Raw genomic sequence first — 15745 nt, 5'->3', positions numbered from 1 at the left:
CGTCCGCATGGGCATGGAGGGCGTTGCCACTGCCAAGCACCTCTACCTGTAGGGCTACGTGCGCATCAGCACCGAATTCCTCAAGGAAGGCTGTCTGGAGAGCGGTACGTTCGGTGAGCAGTGCCTCGCGCCTGTGGATACAGAGGAAGTCGTAGGGCCACAAGTGGCGAGCGGCAGGTCCAGGAATGACCCTGACTTGGCCGCTCATGGCCAGTGGCGCCGGCTTTCCCTCAAGGCACGAACGAGTTCTGGAAGTTAAAACGGTCACTCCTGACCCAGTAATTGACGTAACTGACTCGCCTCTCCCTACTGAACGCTGTTCGGCGGATCAACAGCGTTGCAGTGCCTGGTACGACCTGCAACAGCTCAGCCTCCTCCGGCCAGATGTTGACGGCCTGCAAGTACTGCTCGACCCGAGTGAGGGGAACCCTCGTCTGGCTGGCCAACAGATCGTGCACGCTGACCTTGCTCAAGTCCTGCGAGAGCAGATCTGGGAGGGCCTGCGCGTCCACATAACGCTTCTCGACCACAATGGGCGTTTCCCTATCCCAGCGTAACCGGTGCACGAATATGAACGGGTCTCCCGTGGAGACGTTCAGGACCGCCGCAATCTCCGGTGTGGCGGCGAGCAACTCCGCGCGCAACACCTGGGTGCGTTTGTCCGAATGCGAGGACCAATCGGCGAAAGGGGAGACGGAAAAGCCACCCTGCTGGAAACGTTTGCCTGTTGGGAAGGTCCCCGCCCCCTGAACCCGGTAGAGGTAGCCTTCGCGTTCGAGTTCGTCGATGGCGCGCCGGGCCGTCATTCGTGAGACGTCGAATTCTCGGGCGAGTTGCGGCTCGCTGGGGAGCGCATGACCGTCCGCATAGTCGTTTCCCAGGAGGCGTTCTTTAAGTGCCGCTTTGATGGCGGGATATTTGGGCATGGGGCAGTGTGGCAGAAGTGCCGGATCGAATTCGTTTTGCTCAGAGGTTTACCCGTCCTTCGTTGCCTTCTTCTTGCCCGCCCTCGCATAATTGACACCCAGAAAAAGCCCACCTGGAAACGGTACGGCACACCGGGTTGCCGTTCACCTTGGGTGACCGCGTTTTTCTCCAGGAGGCCTCATCGTCCTGACCAACGCAGATGAGAACGATGATGTCCTCAAACACGCCCACTACGCCCTGACCGGAAGCGCCATAGACCGCTTCCCAACGGCTTTGGTTGTTGCGCATTGCCGAGCGCAGAAGTGGCGAGAGGCATTTGGGGGTGCGCGTCTCTGAATCAACCGCCGGCTGCGTCCTGGCCGCTGGGGAATTCAGGCATCCGCCTCTCAGTCAATGCCTCGCCCTTCAGGCCGGAGAGGAGTTACTCAGCGCGCAGACGGCCGAAAGGTAGCGAGGTCCTGCGCCACAGCTTCCCGCACAGGCGTGTACTGCAGGCCGAGCTCCCGCTCCGCCTTCTCAGAACCAAAGCGAAATCCCGCCGCAAGGTGACGGGCACTGCTGGGGGTAAAGTCCATAACCGGCCGCACCCCCATCCACGCCTCCAGTCTCCCCAGCAACGCCGCATTTAGGTGTGCCAGGCGATCTGGCAGTACAAGGGGGGGCAGCGGACTCCCCGCCAGTTCCGCGACAAGTTCCACGAAAGCGCGGTTGGTCAGAAATTCCCGCCCAATCAGGTACCGCTCACCCACATTGTCCTCCCGCTCGGCGGCAAGCACGATGGCTTCCGCCACGTCGTCAACAGCAACGTACGTGAAGCCGCGGTCCTCAAACGCCCGCACAGGCTGACGTCGCTGAGCCAGCCGCCGAATCCACGCGCCCGTCGCGTTGGGATCGTTCGCCCCCACCACCCCTCCTGGATATACCGCGGTGACAGGCAAGCCCTGGCGGTGAAGGTGCCATACCTCCTCATCCCCCAAGTGCTTGGTACGCCAGTACGCATTCGGGAAGGGACCAACGCGGCTGTCTTCTCGAAGGGGCTGATCGGGTGAAATCCCGTAACTCACCCCTGAACTGACGTGCACCACCTTGCCAACCCCGGCCTCCAGGGCGGCCCGCATGACATTGCGGTTGCCCACCACGTTCACGCGGGTGTATATGCTCTCATCGCGCTCGTGCAGCGAGTAGTGGTTGGCAAGGTGGAGCAGCCAGTCCGCGCCCTGCATACCCTCTGTCAAGCTTTCAGGCTGTGTGACGTCCCCCCGTAGAAGCTGGACGCCCAGCGCGCGGAGATGCCCGGCCTGCTCAGGACGACGCGCAAGGGCGGTGACGTGATGACCGCGCTTAAGGAGACGAGGAACGAGGCGGGAGCCGATAAAGCCGGTCGCGCCGGTTACAAAAACTGATTTGGGTGCAGGCATAGAGGGCTCCTGAAGAACTGAGCGTGTGGGGCAGAGGCCATGTGGAGGTGTCCACCCGAGGGAAATGGGAGACCAGAAGTGATGATCGGAGCGCTTGAGCATAACGCTCCTGCTTGCTCGTCGCAGAGGACGTCTATGATGGGTGTCCCCAGAACAAAAAGGGTGGGAACGCGAATGCGGCAAATCAGGTCGTGGTACTCGGGGTGGGGGAGAGTCAGCACCTCGAAAGTGTCTACGTTGGTCTGCAGCCTCGCTTCGGCGAGAAGTCCGGTGTTTTCAGGCGAACGATGTGGGTGCCGGAGCCGCAGGTCGGCAAGCAGCCCGCCCCTGTCACGGTTGAGGAACTGCTGATGTTGCGCGGCCACGCCACGCAGATTCCTCGGTGGAACGGGTCAGTACGCGAGATGAGCGCCTTTGGCATGTTCGTCGGGATGCGGTGTGGAGCAAGGGAGGTGGAGAAAGGAGGGACAAGGGTAAGGTACGAGACTCATATTGACCCATGGACCTTGATCTCTTCCTTCAGCGTTGGTCCGACTCGGGTGGGGCGGAGCGGGCGAACGACGGGCAGTTTCTAAGCGAGCTGTGCCGCGTCCTGGACGTGCCTGCTGGGTACCATTTCACCCGGCTGCGCTACCTTGCCACAACCCTATCGAACCAGGGCGCGCCTCTTGAAGCGGGGGGAGACTTCGCCCCCACTCGTCTCAGGAAGCTGCAGCAGGGGCCAGCAGTTCGAGCGTGCGGTGCTGGTGCTCTTCGGCAACAGCCAAGTTGACCAAGATAAGCTCATCGGCCTGCACTTCCCTGACCAATGCTTCAAGGCCACTTACCACGTCTGACTGCGTGCCAACAATGGTGCGGTCAAGCATTCCCAGAATCTGCTGCGCCTGAGGGTGTCCCCGCACCGCCCTGAGGTCCTCCGGACTCAGCGACTGTCCACGGCCCAGAAACGCCTGGAGCCAGCCGTCTTCCGCCCGCCTCCGCTGGTCAAGAGCCGTAGTGGTGTCGTCCGCAGCAATGACGTTCGCAGCGGCGATGAAGTGCGGTTTCGCATCCGGCCCTGCGAGAGGCCCACTGGGGTCGAATGTCTCCCGGTAAATCCGGGCCGCATCATTGAGCGCTGTGGGAGCAAAATGTGAGGCGAAAGCGTAGGGCAGGCCGAACTGGGCGGCCAGTTGTGCGCCGAACAGCGACGACCCGAGGATGTACAGCGGCACGTGGGTTCCCGCACCGGGGTAGGCATTCACGCCAGAGATACGCGAGTTGGCACTGAGATAGCCGTGCAGCTCAAGGACGTCTTGGGGAAACCGTTCCGCTTCACGTCCGTCGCGCCGCAGGGCACGCATGGTCGCCCCATCTGTTCCGGGGGCGCGACCAAGGCCCAGATCAATGCGGCCTGGATAGAGCGTTTCCAGCATGCCGAATTGCTCGGCGATCACCAGCGGTGAGTGATTGGGCAGCATGATTCCGCCCGCACCCACCCGCAGATTCTCGGTTTGCGCGACTACATGCTGAATCATCAGGGAAGTGGCGGACGAGGCAATGGTCGGCGCGTTGTGGTGCTCGGCAAACCACAGGCGGTGATACCCGAGCCGGTCGGCTGTGCGGGCCAGCCGCACACTCCGGGCGATACCTTCAGCGGCAGGTTCTTCTGGATGGACCCGGGTGAGGTCAAGCAGCGAGAGTGGAACAGCAAGAGTCATAGGGCGTTCTCCTGAGGGGTGTGCTGGACTGTACAGCGAGCGAAGGTGGGGGTCCATGCCGGAATGGAGGCGGAACTCCGGGGTCCTTCCGCAATGGAGCTCGGGCGTAACCAGTGACCACACTGCGCGTCTGCAAGCTGTGAATGGCCAATTCAGTCGAGGTTATCCAACATCCTGTGCGTATTGGGTCTGGGTGTTGCGGATCCTCCGGATGGAAGGCATTCAGCCGGTTGTATTGCCTGAACTGGCGCCCCGGTCAACCGAGTACGGGGGTGGCCTGAAGTTCAGACCACCCCCGCGATGACCTCGGACCACGTTTGGAACGATTGTTGCCGATTGCGCCGGTTTATCATGGTGGAAACGCTACTGCGGGCGTAATGGAGGAGAGTGGTGCGCCCGGCGGACAAACTCAGAAACTCTTGCGTGTTTCCGTCGTTCGAACCGGTTGTGCTCCAAAACATTCTTCAAGCGGCGTTGCGAACATTCGCTGATGCCGATGTTCACGGTTGACTCTCGGTTGTGGCTGAGCGTTGATACCCATTCTGAATGAGGTGACGTAGACGCTTGAGTGCGCCGTCATCCGTTGACCCTTCTCCGCGGATCCAGGCCACGGCCGCTATGGCCAGGAACAGGTCACGCGACTGCACCTCAGCACGCACCTGACCTGCATGTTGAGCTCCCCTGAGGAACTCATCCGTCATGGCGATCAGCTGATCGCAGGGGTAAGTTAATGGACTGTCTGGTGCACTTGCCCGGGCTGCCGCCATCAGGGGTTCGGGCAGGCCGTTGAAGGCATTGAGGTAGTCTTCCAGGGCGCTTAACCACTGCTGTAGGGCCTCATCTGGGGCTGCGATCTGGATCAGGGTTGCGCGTCGGGCGACCAATTCCTGGGAGTGGAGCTGTAGGACTGAGGCCAGCAGGGCCTCACGGGTCGGGAAATGACGGTAGAGCGTCCCCGGTCCGATTCCTGCTTCCTTGGCGATGGCATCGAGTGAGGTGCCGATGCCGTACCTCTGGAAGTGACGCTGCGCCGTGTCCAGGATGACTGTGCGGTTGCGGATCACGTCTGTGCGGGGTTTGCGTGGGGGGGAAGCTTCCGTAGAGATCAGTCCTCCTTGCTCAGGTGGGGCGAGGTGCCTTGACAATAAGGAGACTATCTCCATATTGTTGAAAAAGCAAACGGAGACCAAATCCGTTTTACTTTGTTTCTGGAGATCCCGTATGACCCCACACCGGACCGACCGACAGTGCTGAATCGCCCTCCAAATTGCCAATGATTGCGGCACCGAGCTCGGGGCTCGTCGGCAACCCGGCGTCAATCCTGCCCGCTCCACAGAGGAGGTGTCTTGGAGTACGCCGGCTCCACCCTGCAGGACCGTTTCAGGGCGCCTGAGCAGTACAGCCCCGATCCCCACCCCGCTGCCGTCGCCGTCAACAGCTGATCCGTGAGCTCAGGCCTCTGCCAATCGTCGGGGGGCCGCTCTTCGACATCCTTTTCCCCTGCCCGCCACCTCCCTCCTTTCCCGAGGCTCCTTTCATGATTACTCAGCCCCTTTCTGCTCCTGCGACCGCAGGCCAAGGCACGCGCAACCGCGCCATCATCCTGGTGCTCCTCATCGCCTCGTTCGTCGTCGTGCTGAACGAAACCATCATGAACGTGGCCCTGCCGACCATGATCACCGAGTTTCGCGTCACCGCGGGCGTTGCGCAGTGGCTGGCCACCGCCTTTATGCTGACCATGGCCGTGGTTATTCCAACGACGGGCTTTCTGATGCAGCGCCTGTCCTCGCGCACTGTGTTCTTTCTGGCGATGGGTACCTTCACGGCAGGCACACTGCTGGCCGCTGCCGCGCCCACCTTTGAGGTGCTCCTGCTGGCTCGGGTCGTGCAGGCGATCGGTACGGCCATCATGCTTCCGCTCCTGTTCACCACGGTCATGACATTGATCCCTGCTGAGCGGCGCGGCGCCGTGATGGGGAGCATCAGTATCGTCATCGCCGTCGCTCCCGCCCTGGGGCCAACCGTCAGCGGACTGATTCTCCAATCCATGTCCTGGCGTTTCATGTTTGTGTTCGTTCTGCCCTTTTCACTGGCTGCCCTGATCTTCGGTGCACGGACGCTCATCAACTTCAGTGAGCCGCGGCGGCTCTCCCTGGACGTGGCCTCGCTGCCCCTGTCCGCGCTGGGCTTCGGCGGTCTGGTGTACGCGCTGAGTCGCCTGGGTGAATCATCAGCGGGCCTTCGTGACCCGCTGGTCAGCGTGCCACTCGTGCTTAGTGTGCTGAGCCTCGCGCTGTTCGTCTGGCGGCAGCAGGTCCTCCAGCGCCGGGACGCGCCACTCCTGGATTTTCGTGCGCTGGGGTATCCCGTGTTCACCTTGGGCGTCGTGCTCATCATGCTGCTGGCGGTGGTCTTTTTCGGCGGCGCCATCCTGCTCCCGCTCTACCTCCAGGAGGTTCGCGGTCTAAGCACCCTTCAAACTGGACTTCTGGTTCTGCCCGGTGGGGTGCTGATGGGCGCGCTTGCTCCCACCATCGGCCGCCTGTATGACCGCCACGGCCCCGCCCTGCTGGCCGTTCCCGGGGGGATCCTCCTGACGCTGTCGCTCTGGAGTTTGAGCCGGATCACCGCCGAAACGGGCGTTCCCGTTCTGGTGGCCCTACACCTCTTCATGAGCCTGGGGCTGGCCATGACCTTTACCCCACTGTTTACTGCGGCGACCAGTCCGCTGCCGGTCCGACTGTACTCGCACGGCAGCGCCATCATGAATACGCTTCAGCAGGTGGCGGGTGCCGCTGGGACCGCGCTGCTCATCACAGTGATGACTGGGCGAACCACACGCGCGGTGGCCGAAGGGGTGGCTTTGCCGCTCGCCCGCGCCGAAGGCGTCCGGGCCGCCTTCAGCGTCGTGACGGGGGTTGCTCTTGTCCTGGCGCTGCTGGCGGTACTCATGCGCCGCGCCTCCCCGCCTGCTGGCGCTGATGCTGACGCAACGCGCGTTCACGCCGGGCACTAAGCGACCGACTGCCTCTGACACCTGCAGGTTCTTTGATTCATGCGGAGTCAAGATGAGTTCCAAATTTGAGAGCTGCCGCCTTGATTCCGCACCATACAACTGAAGAGCTTGACGTGGCATACTGCTCTCCGTAGATGATAACTTCGCTTCTTACCGTCTAGAACGGTAAGAAGCTGTTTTTGTGTGTCCCTGTTCAAGGACGACGGCAGGCGGTGTGTTGAGGTATGCGACGCATATCCTCTCCTCACTCCACCTCTGAATTGACGCCTCACTTCAAAATCTGTATGCCCTTTCTGCGCAGCGACATCCCCCAGGGCGCTACGGATGTGCATGAAGGCCATGGGCACGGCGCAGAGCGTCAACCACCGCGCCCTTGGTCCTCATCTCTCAGGGACCAGTTCCACCGAAGCCAAGAAACGGTGCGTGGAACGCGCCGTCCATGACGAGCAACTCACCGCTCAGGTCTTCCTGGCACTGCTGTTGGCACACCTTCCCCCGGGGAAAATCCTCATGAGTCTGGACCGCACCACCTGCGAACAAGGGGAATCTCCCCTCAACCGCCTGGTGCGGGGAAAAGGGCGTCCATGGATTCACGGTCCCCCTATCCTGGGTGGCCTTGAATCACACCGGCAACAGTGCTACCCGGGGGAGGATGTGGGTGGCCTCCAAGCATGCTGCAGGCCCTTCCAGCGCAACGCTGGAAGGGCCTGGTGGCGGACCGGGAGTTCATCAGTGGGGAGTGGTTCCGCTTTCTGCGTCGCAAAGGCATTCGCCCGGCCGTTCGGCTTCGCAAGGCCACCGTTCTGGACGGGCGTTGCGCAAAGGAATGGCTCCAAAATCTCCAACCGGGTCAATTCCGGCTCATCGCGGAGAAAACGCAGGTTTTCGGGGAATACATGGGAGTCGTGGTCACCAGGGTCATCATTGCGACAGATTTCACCGTGTGGGAGACATGGAAGCCCTACAGGCTCCGCTGGACCACCGAATGTACCTTCAGTTCGCAAAAGGTGCGGGGATTCGATCTGGAGCGCACTGGAGTGACAGACAAGAAGCGGTTGGAACGCTTGTTCGGGCTCGTTACTCTGGCATGGTTGAACTGCCGGCGAGTGGGGGTTTGGCGCCATGAGATCAAACCCATCCCCATTCTGGCTCTTGGACGCCCCGCCATAAGTGTGGTCCGGTACGGCTCAGAGCTCCTGCGCAACGTGTTGCGCTGAGTCCCGCACCAACTCAACGAAATTCTCGAAGTCTTGATACGTCCTTTTCCCTCACTGGGACGATTAAAGGGTGAAGTTGTCAATCACTGAGGTGCGTTCGTTCCGCACCGATAGTTGACAAGACGAGCAGTCGTGGTGGCCGCGCTGCGGCAAGGGCGACGCGTAGGGCATCAACGATGCGGCGCGCCTTAGGGAAACTGGGGCTGGGGGGAAGTTGTCGTCATAACGAAAGCGCCCGCCACGTCAACGCAAGCCATTTCTGAAGCTTGAGGATCGTCCGACGCAGCTTTGACCACCTATGCGCCTTGCTGAATTCACGGCTGCGCTTTGAGGGGGGTCCCGCAGGACCGCGCGAATCGGCTGGTGCTGAGCGAGGAGAGGGCGGGCGGTTGCGCCGCCGGCTTGGCCGGGAATGTCGGTGACTGCATACATGAAAAACCTCCAGAGGTGCCATTGCGCCCCTGCAGGATGAACGGGTAAGCGTTGTACTTGGCGGATACGGCATCTTCCAAAAAGCGTAACTGCTTAACACGGCAGCAATCTCGTGCTAAGCAGTTACAAGAGGTATTGGCGCCGTTCGCTTTAATTCCGCGGCTTTACCTTTAGAGTAAACGGACCACTGATAGGTGTATATCGAACGTTGTTGTTCACACGGTTCTTGGCTCGAAGTTTGATGGTAAAGATATCACCGGTAGCAAAAGGGGTAAAAGCTCCCGAAGCGTCATCTAGTGTGGCGTAATCCAAGATCACGTTCATGGTCATGCTGTTACCCAGCGTGGGCAGCACCAGGGGTACACTGGTGGGAATGGTGACGTACCCTGTAGGAGCGGGCGAGACTGTCGTGCATTGACCGGGCGTGGTTGAGCCTGCTGGATACGCTTGCGGCTCGCAGACCACCTGGCGATATTCGACGAGGGACATTGTGTTGGTTCCTGTGTCGGCCCACTCATCCTCTTTGCGGTCGACGGCTGGAACTTCGCTACGCGGAATCATCTTATAAACCACGTACATGTACACGTTGGCCCCGTACACAGCAGTAGATCCAGCGCGCACTTCTCCCACCAGAGCGGCGAAGCACGGTGCCGTGGTGGAGCTCATCATGCATAGACCCCCATTAATTGTTAGGGAGGGGTCAGTTTGAATTGCCCTGGCACTGCGGATACGGTCAGACAGATAACCACTTGCTTCCTGCAATTCCCGCATCCGGTTGGCCTGCCCTACAAGCGTATTGGAGGCAGCCAGCGTTGTCCCCTGCATCTGGGTGATGGCGAGCAACATGATGCTCAGAATGGCCATGACGACCAGCAGCTCAATCAAGGTGAACCCCATCGAGTGGTGCTTCATTAGGGTCTCCCAATCTCAACGACAAAGACCTGTGCAGTACTGCCCTGAGGCGTGCAGCTTACAGTGAGGCGGCGACGAGCAATAGGTGTGGGTGGGTTCACGGTGGGTAGCGTGCTGGTGCTTAGGGGGTCGCAGGTAAGGCTAGACGGAACCGTAGGTAGATCGCTGGGAAAAGCACCGGATGTAAAATAGGGATATGCATCGGCGGTTCCTGGCGCAGGAGTCACTTTTGTTAACCAGTAATTGCGAGTTTGCTCAATCACTGTCCTGGCGTATAGGCTGGCATCCTGGCTTTTGGCAGTATGGGAGTTTACTTTAAATACAGTGGGTAGGATGCTAAGTACAGTAACCATAATAACTGAAAAGATGCTGATGGCGATCATCACTTCCAGCAAGGTAAGTCCTTGAGTCCGATAAGTGCCGTTCACTTTACGATCACCTTTCCCATAACTCCACTCACTCGAAGAACTTTTCCAATACTGCTGTTGCCCCCACTGGTAATAACGAAAGTGACAGCGGTGCCATCACCCGTTCCATAAGGAGGTCTGAATTTGACCTCAGTCAGCGTTCCGCTGGTGCTTAGAAGGGTACCGTCCAAAACAGAAATTATGCTTTTGGCTGCTTCAGCAGGCGTATCACTACAATTTGGAGTTGAGTAGCGTATCCGCTCATACTGAGTAGATGACTTATAGGCCAGGCCCCAGCAGGTGTTGCTGCGCTGGGCGTTCTCACGCACTTTGTTCACGTCGCGAGCCAGCTGTTCAGCACTTTGTGCCACCCTGAGGCCACTCAGGTAACGCTGATATGCTGGAAGGCCTATAGACATGAGAATTCCCAAAATTGCAATCACTACAATTAGTTCAATAAGGGTAAACCCTGACTGTGGACTCACCTTTCTCCTGAATACCTCTACTGCTGATTCCATGAGCCCGACTCCAGAGTAAAGTTCAAAGGGGAGAGGTTGCGTGCGGCACTGAGAACGGCAAGGGGGCTATAGTTAATCCTCATACCACCGTTAGTGGTGGTTGCTTGTACGTTTACATTCCCCTCTACGATCACAGCTCCCTTGATATTTGGATTACCCTGGCTCTTCAAGTTGCCCATGACATAGAGAATCCCGTTAAAACCGTCAGGTGAGCCGTCGGAAGAACTGCCGCAGGTGTTGCCATTGCGATTGCCCGTTCCACCTAAATCTAGATTGCCATTGACTACCAGGATTCCTTGTCCACACAAATCATTGCTATTCAAGCTATAAGTTGAGTTGCTGACTATAATACTTCCATTGCTCTTTGCTGTACTGCCCAGCCAGTAGATATTCTTGTCGAGGGGACGTGAAACACTTGTCAGAACATTTGACGGAGAGGGAGTGGTTGGCACGAGGCTTAGAAAGTCCGCTTTGGTACGGTTGAAGACTTGTTTGAAGAGGGCCTCATTGACACCGCAATTGACTGCTGTACTTCCGGCAATGGCTGCAGGCGACACACGACTCGCGCCACCAAAGTCGCTTCCAATGGCCAGTCTGTTCGTACCCGAGACGCTGTTGATGCTCCCAGCGCTCATAACTGAGGGGATATATCGTCTCATCGGCGCTCCTACAGGGAGGCTATTAAGGACGCTTACCGTCAGGGGGAGGGGTGTTCTGGAATCTGTACTTGGGAGTTGCTGCCCAAAGTTTGATGTACTTGTGCCGTATGCAAAAGCTCCTGCCCCGCTTGCTCCCAAGGTGACGTCGACATACCCCTGGGTCAGGTCACCGTTAATAAATCCGACCGAAGGTTCAAAGGTAGCGGGGGTCGTCGCTGGGACCACAGCTCTGCCGACAACCGTCATACTGTACGTCCGTCCTCCTGAGTCCACATACAATGTGTCGCCAGCGAAGACACTTGTAGGATCACTGACTGGAATGCGGTAAGTTCCTGTCGGTAAGGACGGTTCAGCGATATATCCATTCCCTCCCTGTGGTCCCCGGAAGGCAATGGGGATCAGGCTGAGTGTTCCGGTCAATGCAGTGCCCGTCGAAGCCGGAGGTATGACTGTCAATTGCGTCCCTACCAGTGGGCTGGCGAGTGGAGTCAATTTGGTGACTCTATAGGTAGCTCCACCAATGCTGATAAAGCTGCCCTGATCCAGTGGGAGGCCATCAGAAAGTTTTGGAGAGATATTCAGAGTTGTTGTTGAGGCGCCTGTGCTCGTCGTATATGCGACAAGCCCTGTGTTCTCTGAACCTACGCCGAAAACTTCAGAAGTTCCGCCGGTATTCAGAGAAGGGCAACTGGTTAATCCTGCCGGCGCGGCAATATTCAGAAATGCAGGTTTGCTGAGCAGAACGTTCTGAGTAATTTTTGCTGTAGCGGCGTTGCTACTAGAGCCAGTTTGGCCCTTGGCCATAATAGTCAGTCGTGAGGCTGCAACATCGACTTTGACTACTTTGACCTCAACTCGCTGACCTGTATTGCTGCTTGTGAGGTTCATTAGTGGAACGTTTTCTGTGGCTGTACTTGCACAAGTGTTGCCACCATCAACCGTCACGTTAGAGCCGTCAGACCACTTAGGGTTATTGCCCTGTACCCAGCAGTCAATCTCATATACGGTTCCAGTAAAACCGCTTTCTTTGACGCGGGGAATGAAGCTACTGATGCCGCTTTCTGCAGAGGCAAACGCTTGATAAGACTCTTTGCCACTCTGAACTCCACCAGAACTTCCAAGAGTAGTAATGGAAAGGGTGGCAATTATCACACCTATAGTTAAAAGAACATAGACTATGACCAGCACGAGTGCAAACCCATCACTCTTCTGCCTCATTGGCTCTGCCGCCTTAGTCCTAAAGCAGGGACAGTCTTCCAGGGAGCTGCGACGAGTGCAACGCCCGCACTATGTTGCAGATGGAGAAAGACGATCAGCTTCATAAGACCTTTACTGTAGAAGGTTCATCTCTCGCGCGAAACACCTACTTGGGGGGCAATATCTCGTGCCCCCATTCGGGTGTGCTACCTCTCGTCTGGAGTTAAGATGAGTCCAGGACATGTTTAATCCAGAGAAGGAGGGGCAGCAACTTTACTCCCTGCGGCCAACTTCTGAGTCTTACGCATTCTCCTACGATCAGAGCTTGGACTTCTTGAACATCTTGAATTGTTTGATTCACCAATGGTGCTTTCGATTTCACGGTCATGGGCTCTGCTGGCGAAAGTTCAGGTATAGAGGCTGGAAATGGGAGAAGATGTTGAGAGGCGCGCTGAGTTTCTTACTCATGTACCATTCCACTTGGTCGAGTAGAAGCACGGTAAGTTGTAGACGCCAGGATCGGCAGCCCGCCTGAAGTCTTTCGGAGCGGTCTCCATCAATGGGATGTTGACCGGAAGAAAGATCGGGAATCCACTTTGCCCCATCTAAAGGTTCGACGGAAATGTATGTGTAGAGCCATTGATCAGGGCAGCATTGAGCAACCACAGGAGGCCAAAACGCCCTTCGTCCTGTACTCAAAGGCAAACTTGCTTCTCAGGATAGGCGGCTTGAGCCACGCTTGGCGCTGCCCTGACTTTTTAGGAACGCCTCCTGTTCTTTGGGAGAAGCGGCCTCTGTATGGGCGGGTTGGGAACGACGTGGGTCAGGGCCGTTTTTCGTGTCCTCGGGCCTGAGCGTGTGGAGATTGCTCCACCTTGCTGTATCTCCATAGGGTTGGTTGGTACTGCGATGGGGTTCTGACCGCGTGGTCTCCAGATGGTTACGCACCCACTGTGTTCTTGCACACCTGTGATACCACGGGAAGCGACCAGGGGAAAACGGCGCCAGGACACTTCTGGGTCTGGTGGCGGGCTTGCTCTACACCCAGGCCGCCTCTGAGGCTGGACGACAATCGGGTGACGGGTTGGCCTGCTCGGGCGCACCTTCAACCGGACGTGCGCGTTTCCCCGCATCCGGCTTTCCAGACTCCGGTACTTGTACCAGCACCCCTTCCTCGTTCCCTTGCGGGATTTTGCGGTCTGTTCAGGAACAAGTCCTGCCTCACGTCTCCACGAACAAGGAAGTCAGGTTACCTTCCATTCCCTTCGTCATGGTGGGCCTTCACCGTGTCCCGTCCATTACCATTACAGACAGCATTTGGCTACTACGCCACCTCCGTCCTCCTGCTCACACGCTGACGTTTTCGCGTCCCTTGCGGGCGAAGGGATGTAGGAATCCCAAATCCCAACGCGATTGACGTATCGAGAGTTCCTTAGCAGCCTGCTGTGCGCCGGGTGATATTGAAGTTCGTCCATCAGGGAAGGATTGCCCTTTTGGTTATCACCGTGCCTTTTGGTTTAGGTGTATCAGTCTGATTTCACCTCTTGCCTTTAACGACGCTTTACACGCAAGTTTCCTTCGTCTGTATAGAACTCACGGCTGGTCTCTTCACCGCCTTAGGCTGACAGCTTGGGAACTTTTGTCAGTGAGCCTCATACCTCTGAGATTGTTAATTGCAGGCGCATGTCACCTAGAGGCTGCGAAGATCACTATTCAACTTGAACGGCCTGATTTTGATATTTGCGTAAGCACTCGACCCAGAGCCTGTTTTCTTGCTGGTCAGCGGAGAGACCTTTGGTCAACTTCGAGTACCCTTCCCAGCTCTCTGCTGCCAGGCTGGATTTGGAATCTCAGAACTGGGAATGCAGCTAACCGGTCATCAATAAACGTCCTACACGTGCTTTTTCAGTCGTTTGTTCGCTCGCTACAGAACCAGACCTTCTATTTTGGATGGGCATCTTTTCACCCTCTAGCTGTACTTCGGGGAAATTCAGGAGGAACTAGGGAGGCCAGCATCGGTGATGCTGGCCTCCTGCTATGCCACGTTCTTTGCCCCCTTGGACCCGACATTTTCCCACCTGGTTCGCACCCTTTCTGACGCACTTTCGCCACCGTGCAGGGCGCACTTGGGCACCGTTGTACGTGCGTGGACTGTGCAGCGGTGCGTCCCGGAAAAGCATGCAACCTCTGGCTGCTGTGGTGGCTCCTGGAAAAGAAGACCACCTCCAGCACTTCATCACCGACAGTCCCTGGCCAACTCGTCCCCTGGAAACGCTGCTGGCCGAGCGGGCCCAGCAAATGCTTGGAGGCAAAGACGCCGTCTTGATCATTGACGATACCTGCCTGACCAAATTTGGGACGAAATCCGTGGGGGTTGCTCGCCAGTATTCGGGACAGGTGGGCAAGATCACGTCCTGTCAGTGTCTGGTCTCCCTGACCTTAGCCCAGCACGAGGTCCCTGTTCCCCCTGGCCCTCCGGCTCTTCCTGCCACAGGACTGGACCAGCGATCCGGCGCGTCTCCAGGCTGCTGGTGTTCCAATGGAACACCAGCAGCCACAGACCAAATGGGCGTTGGCACTCCAGGAACTGGACCGGGTACGCGAACACGTCACCTTCGGCATGGTCTTGGCGGACGCTGGGTATGGCGTGACGGCTCAGTTCCGCCATGCCCTCACCACGCGCGGACTGCTGTGGTCGGTGGGTGTGACTCGCACACAGACGGTCTATCCCAAGGACGTTCGCTTAATCCCTATCCCCAAGTTCTTTCGTGGCAGAAGACCCAAGCACCCCACCCCCTCCGAAGACCGGCAATCGGTGGAGGACGTCCTCAAAGGTGCTGCATGGCAGCACCTGGTGTGGCGACACGGGACCAAGGGTCCCCTCTCAGGACGCTTTGCCGCTGTGTACGTGCGTCTCGCCGATGGAGAGGAAAATGCCCAGGGCCAGCACCTTCCCGGGCAGGCGGCCTGGATCATCGGTGAACAGCGACGGGGAGAGGAACGCAAATACTACGTCTGTAATCTCCCCGAGAACACCTCTCTTTCTCGGCTGGTTGAGGTGACCAAGCGCCGCTGGGCTTGCGAGTTGACCCACCGGGAGCTGAAGGACGAAGTCGGTCTGGACCACTTTGAGGGCCGTTCCTGGCAGGGCCTCCATCACCACGCCGTGCTTTGCATGCTGGCCCTGACCTTCCTTCAATGGTTGCGATTGACCCAGCCCGATGACCTCAAAGGTGACACTGTCCCCGCTATTCGAGCGGAGGTGGCAGGGGACCTGCCCCTGCCACCTCCGTGCCAGCAATGCCGCGCCTGCACAGCTTTATTCAGCGGTCCCTGAATTTC

10 protein-coding genes and 2 pseudogenes are annotated in these 15745 nt (G+C 58.2%); 3 read left to right on the top strand and 9 right to left on the bottom strand.

Annotated features, from left to right (window positions below; all coding sequences use genetic code 11):
* Window positions 1-230 precede the first annotated feature (230 nt).
* The 5 genes from B9A95_RS01680 to B9A95_RS01660 form a co-directional block, all read right to left on the bottom strand.
* On the bottom strand, window positions 231-926 hold the full coding sequence (locus B9A95_RS01680; protein ID WP_084045232.1) for a GntR family transcriptional regulator: 696 nt from the start codon (window positions 924-926) through the stop codon (window positions 231-233).
* 40 nt (window positions 927-966) lie between these two features.
* The gene (locus tag B9A95_RS31385) at window positions 967-1215 is read right to left on the bottom strand and encodes a hypothetical protein (RefSeq protein WP_139806371.1); all 249 of its coding nucleotides are present in this window, start codon (window positions 1213-1215) and stop codon (window positions 967-969) included.
* 137 nt (window positions 1216-1352) lie between these two features.
* Entirely contained in the window at window positions 1353-2345 is a 993-nt protein-coding gene (locus B9A95_RS01675) for an NAD-dependent epimerase/dehydratase family protein (protein WP_170928372.1), read from the bottom strand.
* A gap of 701 nt (window positions 2346-3046) precedes the next feature.
* A complete protein-coding gene (locus B9A95_RS01665; RefSeq protein ID WP_084045229.1) occupies window positions 3047-4045 on the bottom strand; it encodes an LLM class flavin-dependent oxidoreductase in 999 nt (332 codons plus the stop codon).
* Between the two features lie 500 nt (window positions 4046-4545).
* The gene (locus tag B9A95_RS01660) at window positions 4546-5109 is read right to left on the bottom strand and encodes a TetR/AcrR family transcriptional regulator (protein WP_245808087.1); all 564 of its coding nucleotides are present in this window, start codon (window positions 5107-5109) and stop codon (window positions 4546-4548) included.
* 473 nt (window positions 5110-5582) lie between these two features.
* Between B9A95_RS01660 and B9A95_RS01655 the strand changes: the two genes are divergently transcribed.
* Both B9A95_RS01655 and B9A95_RS01650 read left to right on the top strand, forming a co-directional pair.
* Window positions 5583-7061, top strand: a complete 1479-nt coding sequence (locus B9A95_RS01655; RefSeq protein WP_084045227.1) for a DHA2 family efflux MFS transporter permease subunit — start codon at window positions 5583-5585, stop codon at window positions 7059-7061.
* A 339-nt stretch (window positions 7062-7400) separates the two neighbouring features.
* A pseudogene (locus B9A95_RS01650) lies at window positions 7401-8368 on the top strand (transposase).
* Between the two features lie 492 nt (window positions 8369-8860).
* On the opposite strand, the gene B9A95_RS01645 reads toward B9A95_RS01650, so the two are convergent.
* Genes B9A95_RS01645 through B9A95_RS31375 form a run of 4 tightly spaced genes read right to left on the bottom strand, consistent with a single transcriptional unit; the run spans window position 8861 to window position 12358 of the window.
* Window positions 8861-9622, bottom strand: a complete 762-nt coding sequence (locus B9A95_RS01645) for a PulJ/GspJ family protein (protein WP_084045226.1) — start codon at window positions 9620-9622, stop codon at window positions 8861-8863.
* Window positions 9622-10050, bottom strand: coding sequence for a PulJ/GspJ family protein (locus B9A95_RS36680; protein ID WP_139806370.1), 429 nt, complete (start codon window positions 10048-10050; stop codon window positions 9622-9624). The genes B9A95_RS01645 and B9A95_RS36680 overlap by 1 nt, the downstream gene beginning before the upstream one ends.
* The gene (locus B9A95_RS36505; protein ID WP_084045224.1) at window positions 10047-10547 is read right to left on the bottom strand and encodes a pilus assembly FimT family protein; all 501 of its coding nucleotides are present in this window, start codon (window positions 10545-10547) and stop codon (window positions 10047-10049) included. Before B9A95_RS36505 ends, B9A95_RS36680 begins: the two co-directional genes overlap by 4 nt.
* Window positions 10532-12358: a hypothetical protein gene (locus tag B9A95_RS31375; protein WP_139806368.1), complete on the bottom strand. Its 1827-nt coding sequence runs from the start codon at window positions 12356-12358 to the stop codon at window positions 10532-10534. The genes B9A95_RS36505 and B9A95_RS31375 overlap by 16 nt, the downstream gene beginning before the upstream one ends.
* A 2082-nt stretch (window positions 12359-14440) precedes the next feature.
* Here B9A95_RS31375 and B9A95_RS34940 point away from each other — a divergent pair.
* Window positions 14441-15740 (top strand): annotated as a pseudogene (locus tag B9A95_RS34940) (IS701 family transposase).
* The last annotated feature ends 5 nt before the right edge of the window (window positions 15741-15745 follow it).

Source organism: Deinococcus hopiensis KR-140 (assembly GCF_900176165.1).
In the GTDB taxonomy this organism is placed as follows: Bacteria; Deinococcota; Deinococci; order Deinococcales; family Deinococcaceae; genus Deinococcus; species Deinococcus hopiensis.
Note: the sequence above shows the minus strand (reverse complement) of the source record. Positions and strands in the feature narration are given on the sequence as shown.

Excerpts from the sequence above, each read along its gene's own strand:
- B9A95_RS01680 (WP_084045232.1), bottom strand. The coding sequence starts at position 926 with ATGCCCAAATATCCCGCCATCAAAGCGGCACTTAAAGAACGCCTCCTG.
- B9A95_RS31385 (WP_139806371.1), bottom strand. The coding sequence starts at position 1,215 with ATGCGCAACAACCAAAGCCGTTGGGAAGCGGTCTATGGCGCTTCCGGT.
- B9A95_RS01675 (WP_170928372.1), bottom strand. The coding sequence starts at position 2,345 with ATGCCTGCACCCAAATCAGTTTTTGTAACCGGCGCGACCGGCTTTATC.
- B9A95_RS01665 (WP_084045229.1), bottom strand. The coding sequence starts at position 4,045 with ATGACTCTTGCTGTTCCACTCTCGCTGCTTGACCTCACCCGGGTCCAT.
- B9A95_RS01655 (WP_084045227.1), top strand. The coding sequence starts at position 5,583 with ATGATTACTCAGCCCCTTTCTGCTCCTGCGACCGCAGGCCAAGGCACG.
- B9A95_RS01645 (WP_084045226.1), bottom strand. The coding sequence starts at position 9,622 with ATGAAGCACCACTCGATGGGGTTCACCTTGATTGAGCTGCTGGTCGTC.
- B9A95_RS36505 (WP_084045224.1), bottom strand. The coding sequence starts at position 10,547 with ATGGAATCAGCAGTAGAGGTATTCAGGAGAAAGGTGAGTCCACAGTCA.